Source organism: Leptospira interrogans (genome assembly GCF_900156205.1).
GTDB lineage: Bacteria > Spirochaetota > Leptospiria > Leptospirales > Leptospiraceae > Leptospira > Leptospira interrogans.
On sequence record NZ_FTNA01000003.1, the window covers coordinates 195,909 to 211,675 of the forward strand.

Below are 15,767 nucleotides of genomic sequence, written 5' to 3' on the forward strand. Positions count from 1 at the left end.
GGAGTATTAGGACTAACTTAAGTTTTCGAAACGCGTTTACAACTCATTTTTAAGTTTCAATATCCAGAATTTCATCTAAAGAAAATTTTTTTACCGCTTTCGACTTCGATTTTTTCCCAATCAATTGGTAAACGGCTCGTCTTGTTTTTAACCCAAGAAAGTCCGCAATAAATTGAATTGAAAACCCTCGAGAACTCAATCGAACTGCAATTGTCTCTCGAATTTTAGAACAACTCACTTGAATCCCAGTTTTATGTTCTAATTTTTCGAAAAATTTTTGAATCGTTTTAGGATGCAACTTTCCATTTCTTCCAGGAAATAGATATTCTTCTGGATTTTTATGTCGAACCGTTCCGTAAAAATCTCCAAGTAAAAAAGGAGAAATCTTTAGATGTCTATCTTTTCTCCCTCGATCTCCTCGAACCATCAATAATTGATTTTCTAAATCAACATCTCCACAACGTATAGAAATCAGTTCTTCCGGTTTTAGTCCAAACATGATCAGAAATCGAATCCGAACAAAATGATCAGGTTTATCTCTGCTTGCATTTATCAAACTTCTTATTTCTAAATCTGTAAGTATATTTTTATATTCTTCATTTTCCGGATTCGTTTTTCTCAGATTCATAAATAAAGATCTCTCCTGTTTCAACTTAAGGAATCTCTATAAAACCCAACAATCTTCTTATCAAATTACTGAATGAAATCACCGTTTTTTGATTATCATAAGATAAAAGGGCTATTTATAGAAGTTCTATTTAGGTTTTTCATATATCGTTCAAAAACAACGATAATAAAATCTTTTTTTGATCGAATCAAGAAAATATTTCCAACCATATAACAAATTTTATGAATATTCAAAAAATGTTAAATATTCTATTCCGGAATATTCAAAATCAAAAAATAACTTTCAATTTTCTTTTTATAATAAACTTATAATTTTCTCTAAAAATCTAATTAAATTTCTTGAGAAACCATTTACAAAACCTAAAGGAAAACTATCGTCTCGACAGATCTCCGGATAAAGTCACCATTTAGTTAGAACTCTATAAAAGTATCCTACAGTTTAGCCACAATGTGGATTAGTTTTCACAAATTACGTCTCTTTATGAATTTTTACTACCTGGACATATGAAAATAGTACCTAAAATTAATGAAGAGGATACAAAGGTTCTCAAAAAACTACGCCTAACCTAGATTTTGGGCTTTTTTGTGGTAGATACCACATTCTAATTTTTAAAACAAGTTCAAGATAGTATTGTTTTGATATGTCCGAGTAATAAATGAATGTGAACCCAGCATTAGAAATCCTTGATTCGTTTTTAAATCTTCTGATTGTAAGAATTACTTCATTTCGAGAATTAGAATTTTAAAAGTCTATAAGATAAGAATCTTTTTAATTTGAAAAAGTTAGAGTTCTTATACAAATTGAGAAGGCCTAAAGAACGTTTTATCTACGTGATGCGAACATAATCTATAGTAGCTACTGTACTTCAACAAGGTTTTTCTGCAAAACGAACGAGAAACTCAGGGTTATAAGACAAGCTCTTAATTTTGTGAAAGTTCCCACAGAAATCCATCGCATTACGAATTCTTAAAGAACTTGAATTCAGTTGAAAAAGAATTTTCTAAAAGTATAAGTCCCTACAATTTTAGAATTTGTTTTTAAAACCGTGATTCATGGTAGTTCCCACATTTCAGGAATCGATCTGCAAAGTTCAAGACTTCAACTTTTTCAGAAAAACGAATCATAAATCCTTACGACAAAAACTCACGTCAAATAATAGTTTCTTTGAAGTTCCTAATACAAGTTCCTACATGGAAACAAATTCTGAAAAAACGGTTTTAGTTCTGAAAGAAAATTGAACTAAAAATCACATTCCACAAAAGTAAACCCAAACTTTAGACAATCTAGTTCACGATAAACTCAAATCACTCAAACTTAGATTTACAATCGATTTAAGACGTTGAACAATTGTTCGGATTTTTCGCCTAAACACAAACTTACTTGGACCTATAAAAATAGCACTCAAAGTTTTTACCAAAGATACAGAAGTTTTCGAAAATTATATCTATCCCGGAATTTTCAGCTGTTTTGAAGGAGATCCTACATTCTAAATTTTTAAATAAGTTCAACACAACATGAGTCTGAATAGTATCTCAAAATTTATAGTGCTACAAAGTTAAGCAAAACAAAATCATTAATTCAACAAGAAAGATTGGATATAAAAAGGTAGTAGAATTTTTTTGAAAAAATATTCTATGTCTTCCGAAACCTGTATCTATTGTGGAACGAATCGAACCATCTGGAATCAAAAAGGAAAGATCGGTTGTATTCATTGTCTCAAATTATTTCGAAAAGAATACCAAACTCACATAAGACAAAAAGACTTTATGATTTCTTCTCGATTTTTGCAGGGTCAAGAATTTGAGACTTTTCTTCGATTTGAATCTCTTTCTGAATCAGAAAAAATTATAGAACTAGATCAGATTTCTTCTCCATTTACATACAGATTAAGAATCGGCCGCAACCTTTCTGGCAGAATTTATCCAATTGCCGCCGGAGTCCCGACCCAAATTCTCAGAGAATTCTTAACTCATACTCTACAAGTAAACCCAACTCTCCTTAAAACCGAAGAACTCCCCCAACAAATCTCTTGGGGAGAAGGAAATTTTTTTTTCGGAGATGAAGAACATATTCGTTGGGAAGTTACAGCTTCTACCGTTTCCGAACTATTCCGACAAATTGAAAATTCTCCTTTAGAAAAACTAGAAAATCAAAACGATTTTGACTATGATCCTGAATTAGGTTATGTCACGTCCTGTCCTACGAACGCAGGTACTGGAATCAAAATCAGTTTTAAACTCTCTACAAAATCTTGGGAAAATCGAAAAAACGCTTCTTTTAAAATACCCGGATTTTTAGAATTTTATCTCGAAAATTCATCCGAATTTGTCGTTTTTTATCTGAAAAATTTTGCTCTTTCTCAAAAAAATTCCTTTTTAAATTTAGTTTATTATTTAGCCTTACAGGTGGAACCAGCCTAAGCCCGGAATTTAAACTAACTTCCGCTTCTTTTTTGAAAACGTTCCGATACTTAAATTAAAATCAATGATCTGGTTCCCACTTAGGTGGGAATTTCAAAGCGAATTCAGTCTAATCATTAAAAATCAAAATACAAAGGCGCTGATATGCTGGAATTTACAAAAAGAGCTAAAAGAGTCATCAACGAGATTGCTCAGGATGAGGCGAAGCGTCTTGGTAGCGATTATATCGGACCAGAGCACATTCTGCTTGGTCTTCTGAAAGAAGAAGATTCGGTCGCTATCAAAATCCTGAACAACCTCAACATTAACCTCAATGAATTGCGTAAAGAGGTAGAAAGAAGAACGCGGGAAGCGTCCGGAGCCTTGCTCATGGACGTAGCCGGTGGTCAAGATCGTTATCAAAAAATCATTGAACTCTCCAAAGAAGAGGCAAAACGTCTCAAACATAACTATGTGGGAACGGAACACATCCTTCTTGCATTGCTTAGAGATAATAATAACATTGCAGGTGGAGCTCTTTATTCTTTTAGCGTAAATTATAATGTTATAAAAAGCGAAATCTTGCGTTTGCTCGGAGCTCCTCCTACGAGTTCCGTAGGTGTAAGTTCCACTACACAATCAGGTCCTCAACCTCGTCAGGAAAAAACCAAAACTCCCATCTTGGATGAATTTGCTCGGGATTTAACTCAACTTGCAAGAGACAAAAAGTTAGATCCAGTTGTAGGAAGGGCTACTGAAATACAAAGAGTGATTCAAATTCTTTCCAGAAAAACCAAGAACAACCCCGTTCTAGTAGGAGAATCCGGAGTCGGTAAAACCGCAATCGTAGAAGGTTTGGCTCTTGCGATCGTAGAAAAAAGTGTTCCTGATCTTTTATTTGAGAAAAGAGTTCTTTCTTTGGATCTTGCGTCTTTGATCGCTGGAACTAAATACAGGGGAGAATTTGAAGAACGTCTGAAAAAGATCATGAAAGAAATTACTTCTTCCACGAATATCATCATCTTTATAGATGAACTTCATACTCTGATCGGAGCCGGTGCAGCGGAAGGGGCTGTGGATGCTGCTAATATTCTCAAACCTGCTTTAGCAAGAGGAGAATTACAATGTATCGGTGCCACTACAAGCGCTGAATATAGAAAATACATCGAAAAAGATTCCGCATTAGAAAGAAGATTCCAAGTCGTGAAAGTGGCGGAACCTTCCGTAGACGATGCGATCCAAATTTTACAAGGACTCAAAAAAGCTTACGAAACTCATCATAAGGTGAGATATTCTGATAAGGCTTTGGAACAATCCGTAAAACTTTCTCATAGATATATCAACGATCGTTATCTACCTGACAAAGCGATTGATATTATCGACGAAGCAGGAGCTAAAGCGCGTTTGGCGAATTGTGCTCGTCCACAAACGATCAAGGATCTGGAAGAAGAAATCAAATCTCTTGCTTCTAAAAAAGAAGAACTGGTCCGTGCTCAAGAATACGAAAAAGCAGCTGGCGTTCGAGACGAAGTGAATCGTAAAAAACAAGCAATGGAAGAAAAACTTCGTTCTTGGCAAGAGAAGATGGAAGACTTTGCGGTTAATATCGAAGAAGACGATATTCTCTCAGTAATTTCTTTATGGACCGGTATTCCTTTGGAAAAAATGGAAGAATCCGAATCCGATAAACTACTTCGTTTAGAAGAAGAGTTGAAAAAACGAGTCGTAGGTCAAGCCGAAGCAATCGAAAAAATCGCAAAAGCAGTTCGTCGCGCTAGAACTGGTTTTAAGAGTGAAAGACGCCCTACCGGTTCTTTTATTTTCTTGGGACCGACCGGTGTGGGTAAGACAGAACTGGCAAAAGCTCTCGCAAACTTTCTATTCGGCAACGACGACGCAATGCTTCGTGTAGATATGTCTGAATACATGGAACCTCACGCAGTAAGCCGTTTAATCGGAGCTCCTCCAGGCTATGTAGGTTATGACGACGGAGGTCAACTGACCGAATTTGTTAGAAAAAGACCTTATTCCATCATCCTTTTGGATGAGATTGAAAAAGCTCATCACGACATTTTCAACATTCTACTCCAGATTATGGAAGAAGGAAACTTAACCGATACGAAAGGACGAAAAGTCAATTTCAGAGATACGATCATCATCATGACTTCCAACATAGGCGCAAAAGAAATTCAAGCCGGAGGAAGACTTGGATTTGAAGATCGTAAAGATGAAGCGTTGAAATACAAGTCTGATCAAACCAGGGATCAATTGAAAAAATATTTCAACCCAGAATTCTTAAACCGTGTCGACGAAGTCATTTACTTCGGATCTCTCACCAAAGAAAACATCATGTCCATCATAGATATTATGGTGACCGATACGAACAAAAGGCTTCATGGAAAAACGATTCAAATTTCCATTACTCAAGCGGCAAAAAATCATATCATGGATATTGGCTACGACGAGAAATTTGGAGCGAGACCTCTTAGAAGAGTTTTCCAAAGAGAGTTGGAAGATCACATGGCGGTTCAAACTCTCAAAGGCGCTTACAAGGAACCTACAAAAATCGAAATCGATTTTAAAGAAGGCAAACTTGAATTCCTAGAAACTCCGTGGACTGACTATAAACCGGTTGATCCTAAAACCGGAGGGAACGACAATTCTTCCGGCAATCCTGAAAGGTCGGAAGAAATTGCCTTAGTTTAAGGATGCCTATACTCATCCCTGTATTGATTCTGATTTCCTATCTTCTGATTCGGAAGATTTGGTTTCATCTTAGGAAAATCAGAACCATTGCAGGGATCGAGAAAATTTCTCTCTGCGTTTTTTATCCTGATTTATTTCTTCCCGAAGTACGAGTCTTTTATAAGTATTACTTTCAAGGCGGAGTTTATTACGGCTCTGGATATATGCTTTTGACTGATTTTATCGGTCAGGAAGAATATTCCATCTATCGAAATGCGGACGGTCTTCCTGTTCTTGAAATGGAAAATCAGGTCGTTCTTTCCGAAGAACAGATTGAACATTTTCTGATGCAAAAGTATCCAAGTATCATTGTTTATATTGATCCTGTGGAACCGTTTCATTCTCTTATTGATTGTATTAATGCGAAGTCTATGAGTATGACCGCCTAAAAATTTTAGAAGAGTACCAGAATGTCAATTTGCAAGTTTCGATTTTTACAATACACCCTAGTCTTAAATTTGTTCCAAAATCTAAAAACAACTTGGCAGAAATTTCTACAGATCCAACCTCCTCAGTTTCCTTTTATGGTTTTAAACAACTTTTTCGCTTGGAAGTTCTCGTATGAGTTCCCACATATTTTTAATTTTAGGATAAACTTTTTATCAATGATATTAGACCACGAAGGCCAGTCTTATAACCGTACGTCTCGATTTTCATCTTCATTACTAAAATCTAAAAATCGATTGATCGAAAACAAAACGTCAGGTATCAAAGGCGGCATTTTTTATTCCTTTAGGAATCAATTCTTATTTCTTTTACTGAGCCTATTGGTTCTAACTCATTCTCCCCTTCTACTGGCTCAAACAAACGAAGATTATTCTATTGCTCTGAAAGAATTCGAAACCAAAAACTACGAGAAATCTCTTGAGATTATTCGAGTTTTACATGAACAAGGAAAACGTTCTTACGAAACACATTACCTCGCGGGGCACTGTCATTTTGCTTTGGGAAGAATTAAGTCCGCAGGTTCACATTGGTCCGAGGCTCTTTCAATGAAACCGGGAGATCCAGCGGTCAGTTTAGATTATTCTAGATTTCTTTTAAACAACGGAAGAGAAGACGACGGTTTATTAGTAATCGCTCGCGCGTATGAACTCAATCCGAGGAATAAAGACATACGTCTTCTTTTTGGAACGGCTCTTCTTTATAACGGTAAAGCAAGAGATGCTTTGAACATCACCGAAAAATTAAAGGCCGAAGATTCCAACGACTATCGTCCCTTGGTTTTAGAAGGACAGATTTATTATTATCTTGGAAATATTGAAAAAGCGGAAGTCAGTTTGAAATGGGCGAACTCTCTTGTTCCGAATAACGCAAACGTGTTGAACAATCTAGCTTTAGTTTACGAGAAAGCTTCCAATCAGGAAAATAAAAAAGGCAAATATGGAAACGCTAAGAATTTTTTGAATTCCGCAAAAGAACAGATTGAATCTGCCTTAAAACTAGAACCTGAAAATTCTCATTTTAAAAATAACCTAAAAAGAATCGAAGCCAAACTCAATGCATTCTCCAATAGCTGAACAAACTGTTCTTTTTAACACTCTAGGTTGTAGACTCAATTTTTTCGAGTCAGACGGTTTATTTGCCTCTCTTTCAAAACACGGTTATCGTTCTGCAAAATCGGAAGAACATCCTGAAGTAGTGATCATCAATACGTGTACGGTAACCAATAAAGCGGATTCTAAAAATAGAAATACGATTCGAAACGCGATTAAAAAATTTCCAGGTTCTCAAATATGGGTCACTGGTTGTTACGCGGAAACCGATCGAGAATCCATCGAAGCAATTCCAGGTGTAGCCGGAGTTGTAGGAAATACGGAAAAGTCCAAACTCCCCGCGATGATTCTCGAAAAGAGAGGATTGATCGAAGAAAGCGAACTCGTCGGAAAAATTTTTGATCGTTTTTCTTACTCGGACGTTTTACCGAACGGTCATACACGTGCTTATCTAAAAATCCAAGACGGTTGTAATCGTAAATGTTCTTATTGTAAAATTCCCCAGGCACGTGGACTGGGAGTCAGCCGGAATTATCAAGACGTTTTAGATCAGGTTCGATTTCTACAAGATAACGGAGTCGGTGAAATCGTTTTGACTGGTGTCAATCTAGGTTGGTATCGAGACTCCGAAAATAAAAAAGCATTTAACAAGATCCTTGGAGAAATATTAAATATTTTAGAATATTCAAGAATTCGAATTTCTTCTATCGAACCTCCTGACGTAGGAAATGAATTAGTAGAGCTGATGACTCACCCTCGTTTTACTCCATTTCTCCATATTCCGTTACAAAGTGGAAACTCCGAAATTCTAAAGAAAATGAAACGTACTTATACTCCAGAGACTTTTCGAAAACGTGTAGAAATTGCTAAAGAAAAAATTCCAAATTTGTTTTTGGGAACCGACATTATCGTAGGTTTTCCTGGCGAAACCGAAGAAATGTTTCAAGACAGTGTTTCTATGATTCGCGATCTAGGTTTTGCTAAAATCCATACATTTCCTTTTTCCGTAAGAAGAAATACATTAGCCGAAACATTTCCGGATTCGGTTAGTAAAGAGATCAAAAAGGAAAGAGTTCACACACTCAACTCTTTGTCGAGAGAGTTACATCAAAAATACGCGTTATCCGAAATTGAAAAGGTTCGAGAAGCAATTTTAGAACAAGGTGGAATTGCGGTTACGGACAATTATCTCAAAGTAAAACTTTCCGACACCGAGCTGAAAAATCTCAAAGTGGGTCAGTTTTTGAACGTAAAACTTCTGCAATACGAACCCGAAGCGGATAAAGAGGGAACGTTTATCGGACGTGTGTTTCGTTAGATCGGAATATTTATTATCATTTACTAAACTATTAGTTAACCTGATTTTTAATTTTGGCTCAACAAATCGATTTTTAAACTTTGAAATCCATCACCAAAATGGAATGTTCGTCCTGTCCCGGCGTAACAAAAAAAGCGGTCGATTGCATTTTCAAAATTGTTGTATTTTCTAATGCCGCTTTTATCGAATCATACGTCCATTCCAGCGTTCTTAAAATGAAAAGTATTTCCAGATCTTCGTAAATTTCAAGTTCGGAAACATTTTCCTCATCCTCCTCTTCATTTTCCAAAACGTTCTGAAGAACTTCTTGGAATGCGTACAATCTGATTTCTTTTCGATTATTTTCGTTCGTATATTTACCCTTGAGTCTGTACTTTCCTGCAATATGACCTTTATAACGGAGAGAATCCTGCCAGCAGCTCGTATCCGCTATAACAATCAATCCAAGAAGTTGTTGGTATGTATGGAAAAACCTCTTTTCCCGCCCAATAGAAACGGATCACACGAATGTTTTTTTCTAGGGATAAATATGTATTCTCGATTTTTCTGAAATTTTCCGATAGATCTTCCGTCATAGATCGAATTATTTCCAAAGAGTTCATCGCTAACAGGTCGGTCACAATCGGTTCAATTTCAGAATATTCTTTATGATTGCGAAGCGCATCCAATTGTCTTAAAAATTTTTCCGTAAATGGGTTCATTTGTTCTCCTATCAATTTTAATCGATCCTATCTTCGGGAAGAAATATCTCTACGAAGGCCGTATTCGCATTCAAAAACTCTAAAGTAAGATAACCTCCGAAAATTTTCAACAAGGCGCTATGGATCCTAAGACCTTGTCCAGCCGATTCCAAGACGTTTGTTTTATCGTTTTCGATCTTATTTTTGATCCGAATTAAAATCCCTTTTTTGTCCTTGTCGCTTTCTAAAAATGCGATGGAAATTTTTTCGTTTGCTCGCTCGCCCGAATATTTCACCGCGTTTCGAATCGATTCGCGACACGCGTAAAAAAGAATTTCCAAAGCTTCCGGTTTAGTGATTGGAAATCTATATTTCAATTCAGAATCAAAATCCCAATCAAACCAAGACGTTTCAAATTCTGAACCAGTTAAACGAATTAAAGCTTCTATCAAACCAAGTCTTTGTATTTCCAAGCTCGCATCCGGAAGTTCTCTTAAAAAGCTAGAAATCCGTTTGTGTAAATTTGTAAGAAGTTGGATCTGTTCCGAAAATATCTTGTCATTTTTAAGCTGAGAAAACATTAGAATTGATGAATGTATTTCCGGAAGAATTTCATCGTGAAGAATTTGTCTCGTTTTATAATCAAAAATTCTTTGCTCTTCTATATGTTTTTTTTGTAAAGAACTTAAAATAAGAGAATTACTTTCAACAAAAAGTGAAAAAAGTATCCAAGAAGCCGCCGCTTTTGCCGTTTCGATTTCTTCTTCCGCATATAAACCTCCATTTTCTTTTTGACCTAAAAATAAAAGTCCTTCTCCAGAGTGATCGTTTAATACTTTGAGACAAAGAACAAAATCAGGAATATCATTTTCTTCTAAATAAGTTATATCTTCGTTTTCAAAAAATACATTCTTCTTTTTGAATATATTATAATCTATATTTTTATTTTTTTCCAGATCTATCGGATAAGTTAAAATCATATCCGCAACAAAAGGGATTCTACTTTCACTGATAAATAAGGCGGAAGAGGTTTCTAAAATATCCGAACAAAGTATTTCAAAAGGTTTTTGTAATTTTTCCTTTGGACTTGAAATTACATTTTCAGCAATGTTCTCAGTTGTAATGATAGAATTTAAAATAGAATTTTTCGCAAGTCTAAGTTCTTTGTTCTTTTTCAATAAAAAAGTTCTGGAAACATTATAAACGTAAGATCCGATTAAAAAAAGTTCTATTTTAGAAAAACCTAAAGTTGAAATTATAAAATACAAAAAGGTAATCAATAAAAATCCTAAATTGATTTTTTTCCATTCCTGTCTTAAACCAATTTTAGGTAAAATTCTTCCCGTGAATATTTCATAGGAAATCAAAGCTTGTCCCAGCGCTAAAACAGAGATCGAAACTAAAAATTGTATCCCAATTAAAAAAACGTAAAAAGGAACCGGATTTAGAAACAATTTAAGAACTGGATCCTCTATGATTCCAATTTCTCCACCTAAAAATAGAAAAAATACAAGTATAACAACTCCTAAAAGAAGTAAGGAAATTGTTTTAAGATAAGGAACTGCTTTATTTTTAGCAATTTCTGGTAGAATTTTTTTTGAAGTCCGGAAAGAAAAAAGACCTATAATCGGAACGGAAATACAAATTAGTATATAAAAAAGATAAGATAAGCGAAAAGAAAAAGGAACTACATTCCAAAAACTAAATATAGATAAAGTGAGAGGAAACTTACTACTCCAGTTCAAAAAGAAAATGATCGCAAAAATCTGAGAAGATAATAAAAGTAAAATAAAAAATTTATAATAACCCATTTTGACAAAATAGGCTTTTATACTTCGATCGTTCAAATTCGTAAAAAATAAACCCAATACATTGGTTTTCCAAAAATCGGTCAGAAAGTTTTGAGATACGCCGTTATTTTGTTTTACTTTTAAAAAACCCAAGAACCAAACGTTTATAAAAAGCCAACCGAAAGGAATTAGAATCAATCCGAAAATTCCTGGAAAAAAATATACTGCGGGATAATTCAAAATCTTTAAAATTCCAGATTCTCCGATCCAAGAAAAAAATCCGAATAACATAGATACTACGATTAAAAGCGTAATCGTAAAAGTTGCGGGCAAATTTCTTTTTTCTAAATTGACTATGGTAGTAGACGCGAGCCAAAAAAGAATTGAAGATAAATAGAAAAAAACGGAGCAAATTAAAATTTCTAGATTAAAGTTCAAGATTTGATTCCCATCGAATCCAATCTCCGGACCCATTTCTGTAATATACGTTACCGTCTTCCTCCCACTGCAAAAAGCGGTTTTCTCTTACGATCAACGCGGCTCTTGTTCTCGCCACTTTTTCATCGGAATTGGATTCGTTTAAATCCCAAGCCGCATAGATTTGTCCGTTAATCCTACTAATTGTCCTTTTATCTTTAAAACCTAAACGAGCTGCAATTTGTTCGTTACTTAATCCTTCACCTAACATTTTTGCTACGATCTTTTCATTCGGTTCTAAAATTGCCATCGGAGAATTTTCATCTTGATCTTTTACTTCCACGATCCTGGTTTCTATTTCGGGATCGATAAAACTTTTACCTTCGTAAGCGAGTTCAATCAATGGAACAATCATCTGAGGTAAAAGATAATTCGATTTTCGAACGTATGCGTAATGACTCAAAATTCCGGCTTTGCGAAAGGCACGAAAATATTCATCACTGTCTTGTATGGAGTAAATGACTACAGGCTTTCTAGGGTATTCTTTTCGAATCGCAACTATGGTTTCAATTCCGCTTAACGTTCCAGCTAACCTTACATCTGCGAGTAATACATCAAACTCGTTTTTTAATGCAAAGTCTATCGCTTCTTCCCCTTTTGCACAATCATAGGAAATTTTCAGTTTTGCGAATTCTTTCATACCTTCTATAAGGGACTTTCGCAACCTTTCATTGTCTTCTACAATCAATAGATTTAAAACTTTTTCTTTCATAGATAAAAAACCAGATTCTATGTTTCTTTATTAAACTGTGTCAAGCACTTGAGTGCTTTATAATTTGCACTCAAGAGGATGCATTCTTTCAAAAACTTTTATATATTCTCAAACATGAAAAGAATCATCGAAATCGTTTTATCCACCCTCGCTTTAATTTTATTCTCTCCAATTTTGATCGGAGTAAGTTTTTTAATTCTTTTGATCAATGGTCTTCCAATTTTCTTTTTTCAGGAACGACTCGGTCTTTTAAAAAAACCGTTTCTAATTTTTAAATTTAGAACGATGAAAGATGGAAAAGTTACAAACCTAGGTTATTGGTTGAGAAAAACCGGCATTGACGAACTTCCTCAAATTTGGAATATCTTAATCGGAAATATGGGAATTGTTGGTCCAAGACCACTCACTCAACTTGACATAGATCGTTTAAATTGGAATGGGAAATTTCACGAAATGCGTTGGTCCGTTCTTCCTGGTATCACAGGACTTTCGCAGTTGTATTCCGGTATGGGTGCGCGTATTTCCTTTTGTTTTGATCGTTTTTATTTGGAATCAAAAAATCTAGGACTTAACATTCTTATCGTTCTATTGACTTTCGTCATAAATTTATTTGGTAAGAATAGAATCCGAGAAAAGCTCAAATCAAAACTTAAAACTAGAAAAAACAAAATCCAATGGAAACATTGGAAAAATCATTTTAAAAAAAATGAAAATCGTATCTTGCCTAAAATCGATTTCGAAACTTTAGAACTTAACTCAAATGAAATGCGGTCAATCGCTTACTCGCTCGCTATATTCCAGTTAGGTGAATCTGGGGAAGGTAGAATCGCAAAAGAAATAGACAAAACAATTCTTTTCGGAATTGACGATTTTTATAAAGAAGCGTTAAAACTTTTTGTAAAAGAGGAAGGTAGACACGCCAGAATTTTAGGAGAATGTATTCGAGCTCTCAAAGGAGAATTGATCAAATCCAATTGGACGGAAAAGTTATTTCATTTTGGTAGAAGATTACTCGGAATCCGCTTGAAGTTAATGGTTCTTCTTGCTGCGGAAGTTGTAGGAATTTGTTTTTATAAAAAACTTTCTGAAAAAATTCCAAACGGATTTATAAAATCTGCCTTACTTGAAATTGTAAAAGACGAAGAGAAACATCTTAGATTTCACGGAGATTTTTTCAGAACTCAGGTCAGAAATTTTTTCAGTAAATTCGTTTTTAGATTGTTATGGAGATTCGTCGCATTCGCTGCTTGTGTCGCAGTGATTTTAGATCATAGAAAAACTTTTTGTATATTAGGAATTTCTAATTGGAAAACTTTTCTGAAATTTCAAGAGATTGCGAAAGCCACAGAGGACTTTATCACGGAAGGTTTAGAGTTTTATTCCCATACCTCAAAATATAGGAACCTATACGAAAATTTAAATGATATTCAAACTACTTACTACTCTACGCATGAAAATGGTATCTGAAATTAACCGTCAATTCTACAAAAATGCGGAAACCCTCAAAAATTGAATCTAATCTGGAATTGTTAGCCGTTTTTAAAGAAGATCATATATTCTAATTTTTGAAATAATCATAGTAGTATTATTTTTATGCGTCCGAGTAGTAAAAGTTCGTAAATCACCAAATGTGACGTTTCTGTAGAAACTATTCTAATTTATTAAAAATTTCTAAAGAATTTTCACACAAATTATTTGGGTTTGGGAACAAGTTCTAAATTTGGAAATTGAATTGAGAATTTTTGTAAAATCAAAATTTGGATTTGTAAATTAGAATTGTTGAAAAATTAATTCTCCATTTGTTTCTATTTTATGGAAATGGGCAATTGAAGCAGTTTTGTTAATCGGAACTAGGAAATTTTTCAACAACTCTATTATGAAATTTTAAATTTATAAAATAATTTTTCGATTTCTTTCTACTTGATTCGAAAAAACTCTGCGTGGACAAACGAAAACGTTTTTTCGAGGTATGCATGAAAGATCACAAAATGAAAATAGCCTTCATTCTGGCTGTATTTTTTCTCTTTCTAATGATAATATTACGCTTTTTGCATTTCATTCCTACCTGGAACAAATTCTACATATGGATCAATTATCTTCTATTTTTAATAAGCATTATATTACTCTTATATATTATCTTTCAAATTGGAAAAGTTTTTTGGAAATTATCCAAATGGCTAACGATTTGTTTAATCATTCCTTTGATTATGCCAGTTCTTTTTTATTTTTCTTTCATTTTTATTGTAAACCATTTGGCCGGGAATGAAGATCCCAGATGTAACATAGATAAAATCACCGAGTATCCTATCGGAGAATATCCTAAGACGTTATTCGTCATTTATTATAATTGTACTCCGGATCTGGTTTTTAAAGTTCGAAAAGGTTGGCTTCCGATTTGGGAAAACGTAAATTTTGTTGAAAGTGATAGTGAGCATTCTCAAATCATTGAAATATCCGATCAATACGGAAACCGCTATGGTTATGATCCTATTCAAAACAATTTTTGGCACATTTTAAAATAAGTTCGGTTAAAAACGGATCCTTCTAAAATTACAACTTGATTATTACATTTTATATTAGAAAAATACGATAGAATTTATGATAAAAGTTTATTTTATTTTATTCTTGGTTTTTGGATTTTTCAAATCTCTAAAAGCAGAAATTCATCCCTGCACCGCGAACTTTAAATTCAATCGGATTTCAAAAAACGGGATCTATCTATCATCTACCAATCCAAACGTTTCTACAATCGCGGTCCAATTTGAAGAAGCAGATTCTTTTGTGGACGGACTTGCTCTTATAAAACTAGGAGGAAAATACGGTTATATCGATAAATCAGGAAAACTTGTCATCAAACCACAGTTTGGCGAAGCGTATTCTTTTTCGGAAGACCTGGCTCTTGTTAAAATTCAAGGTTCATACGGATATATAGATCGAAACGGTAATCTTGTGATCCAAACTCAGTTTGAACATTCCGGTTTTTTTTCGGAAGGTTTAGCTTTTGTTAAATTCAGAGAAAAATTCGGATATATCGACAAAACCGGATCGATTGTAATTCAACCTCAGTTTGAATCTGCATCCGATTTTTCGGAAGGTTTAGCTTCGGTAAGAATTATAGATCGATGGGGTTTTATAAACAGATCAGGACAAATCGTAATTAAACCTCAGTTCCAATTTCCAGCTTCCTTTTCGGGTGGTATTGCAGCAGTAACTAAAAATAGAATCGATTTTTATATCGATAAGAACGGTAACCAAACGACAACTCCTCAATTTAAAGATTTTTTTTCTTTTTCTAAAGATCTGATTCCGATTCTAATAGAAAAAAAATGGGGTTATATGGATCCAAAACATTCGATCGTTATCAAACCCCAATTTGAAGAAGCGGGTTCTATTTCTTCTAATCAAATGGTAAGGATTAAAGTTCGAGGCAAATGGGGATTTATTAATTTTTCCGAATGTTTAAAAAAAATTCCCCAAGAATCGAACAAAACTGAATATTAGTCATTTATAATATTTCTATTC

At 34.4% G+C, this 15,767-nt stretch carries 13 protein-coding genes; 8 read left to right on the top strand and 5 right to left on the bottom strand.

All coding sequences use genetic code 11. The features are described from left to right. Positions 1-49: 49 nt before the first annotated feature. The gene (locus BW942_RS03895; protein WP_001053455.1) at positions 50-628 is read right to left on the bottom strand and encodes a tyrosine-type recombinase/integrase; all 579 of its coding nucleotides are present in this window, start codon (positions 626-628) and stop codon (positions 50-52) included. Between the two features lie 1,634 nt (positions 629-2,262). On the opposite strand from BW942_RS03895, the gene BW942_RS03910 reads away from it, so the two are divergent. From BW942_RS03910 to mtaB, 5 genes are all read left to right on the top strand, one after another. After that, on the top strand, positions 2,263-3,048 hold the full coding sequence (locus tag BW942_RS03910) for an ATP--guanido phosphotransferase (RefSeq protein WP_001987099.1): 786 nt from the start codon (positions 2,263-2,265) through the stop codon (positions 3,046-3,048). Between the two features lie 144 nt (positions 3,049-3,192). Next, complete coding sequence (locus BW942_RS03915; protein ID WP_017861729.1) at positions 3,193-5,733, top strand: ATP-dependent Clp protease ATP-binding subunit; 2,541 nt, start codon at positions 3,193-3,195, stop codon at positions 5,731-5,733. Between the two features lie 2 nt (positions 5,734-5,735). Then, positions 5,736-6,161: a hypothetical protein gene (locus tag BW942_RS03920; protein ID WP_001121994.1), complete on the top strand. Its 426-nt coding sequence runs from the start codon at positions 5,736-5,738 to the stop codon at positions 6,159-6,161. A gap of 216 nt (positions 6,162-6,377) precedes the next feature. Continuing rightward, positions 6,378-7,292: a tetratricopeptide repeat protein gene (locus BW942_RS03925; protein ID WP_000599558.1), complete on the top strand. Its 915-nt coding sequence runs from the start codon at positions 6,378-6,380 to the stop codon at positions 7,290-7,292. After that, positions 7,273-8,586, top strand: a complete 1,314-nt coding sequence (mtaB, locus tag BW942_RS03930) for a tRNA (N(6)-L-threonylcarbamoyladenosine(37)-C(2))-methylthiotransferase MtaB (protein WP_000555988.1) — start codon at positions 7,273-7,275, stop codon at positions 8,584-8,586. The genes BW942_RS03925 and mtaB overlap by 20 nt, the downstream gene beginning before the upstream one ends. 73 nt (positions 8,587-8,659) lie before the next feature. On the opposite strand, the gene BW942_RS20770 is transcribed toward mtaB, so the two are convergent. From BW942_RS20770 to BW942_RS03945, 4 genes are all read right to left on the bottom strand, one after another. Continuing rightward, positions 8,660-8,908, bottom strand: coding sequence for a hypothetical protein (locus tag BW942_RS20770; RefSeq protein ID WP_000270800.1), 249 nt, complete (start codon positions 8,906-8,908; stop codon positions 8,660-8,662). Between the two features lie 70 nt (positions 8,909-8,978). Beyond that, entirely contained in the window at positions 8,979-9,287 is a 309-nt protein-coding gene (locus tag BW942_RS20775; protein WP_001068001.1) for a hypothetical protein, read from the bottom strand. Positions 9,288-9,304: 17 nt separating this feature from the next. Beyond that, a complete protein-coding gene (locus BW942_RS03940) occupies positions 9,305-11,494 on the bottom strand; it encodes a sensor histidine kinase (RefSeq protein ID WP_001010496.1) in 2,190 nt (729 codons plus the stop codon). Next, a complete protein-coding gene (locus BW942_RS03945; protein WP_000660873.1) occupies positions 11,484-12,245 on the bottom strand; it encodes a response regulator transcription factor in 762 nt (253 codons plus the stop codon). Before BW942_RS03945 ends, BW942_RS03940 begins: the two co-directional genes overlap by 11 nt. A 78-nt stretch (positions 12,246-12,323) precedes the next feature. Between BW942_RS03945 and BW942_RS03950 the strand changes: the two genes are divergently transcribed. The 3 genes from BW942_RS03950 (at position 12,324) to BW942_RS03960 (ending at position 15,746) form a co-directional block, all read left to right on the top strand. After that, positions 12,324-13,712: a sugar transferase gene (locus BW942_RS03950; RefSeq protein WP_000555539.1), complete on the top strand. Its 1,389-nt coding sequence runs from the start codon at positions 12,324-12,326 to the stop codon at positions 13,710-13,712. Positions 13,713-14,218: 506 nt separating this feature from the next. Then, positions 14,219-14,767: a hypothetical protein gene (locus tag BW942_RS03955; RefSeq protein WP_001982375.1), complete on the top strand. Its 549-nt coding sequence runs from the start codon at positions 14,219-14,221 to the stop codon at positions 14,765-14,767. A gap of 76 nt (positions 14,768-14,843) precedes the next feature. Then, positions 14,844-15,746 (top strand): WG repeat-containing protein, encoded by a 903-nt coding sequence (locus BW942_RS03960; RefSeq protein ID WP_000598833.1) that lies wholly within the window; start codon positions 14,844-14,846, stop codon positions 15,744-15,746. Positions 15,747-15,767 lie beyond the last annotated feature (21 nt).

Excerpts from the sequence above, each read along its gene's own strand:
- BW942_RS03895 (WP_001053455.1), bottom strand. The coding sequence starts at position 628 with ATGAATCTGAGAAAAACGAATCCGGAAAATGAAGAATATAAAAATATA.
- BW942_RS03910 (WP_001987099.1), top strand. The coding sequence starts at position 2,263 with ATGTCTTCCGAAACCTGTATCTATTGTGGAACGAATCGAACCATCTGG.
- BW942_RS03915 (WP_017861729.1), top strand. The coding sequence starts at position 3,193 with ATGCTGGAATTTACAAAAAGAGCTAAAAGAGTCATCAACGAGATTGCT.
- BW942_RS03920 (WP_001121994.1), top strand. The coding sequence starts at position 5,736 with ATGCCTATACTCATCCCTGTATTGATTCTGATTTCCTATCTTCTGATT.
- BW942_RS03925 (WP_000599558.1), top strand. The coding sequence starts at position 6,378 with ATGATATTAGACCACGAAGGCCAGTCTTATAACCGTACGTCTCGATTT.
- mtaB (WP_000555988.1), top strand. The coding sequence starts at position 7,273 with ATGCATTCTCCAATAGCTGAACAAACTGTTCTTTTTAACACTCTAGGT.
- BW942_RS20775 (WP_001068001.1), bottom strand. The coding sequence starts at position 9,287 with ATGAACCCATTTACGGAAAAATTTTTAAGACAATTGGATGCGCTTCGC.
- BW942_RS03945 (WP_000660873.1), bottom strand. The coding sequence starts at position 12,245 with ATGAAAGAAAAAGTTTTAAATCTATTGATTGTAGAAGACAATGAAAGG.
- BW942_RS03950 (WP_000555539.1), top strand. The coding sequence starts at position 12,324 with ATGCATTCTTTCAAAAACTTTTATATATTCTCAAACATGAAAAGAATC.
- BW942_RS03955 (WP_001982375.1), top strand. The coding sequence starts at position 14,219 with ATGAAAGATCACAAAATGAAAATAGCCTTCATTCTGGCTGTATTTTTT.
- BW942_RS03960 (WP_000598833.1), top strand. The coding sequence starts at position 14,844 with ATGATAAAAGTTTATTTTATTTTATTCTTGGTTTTTGGATTTTTCAAA.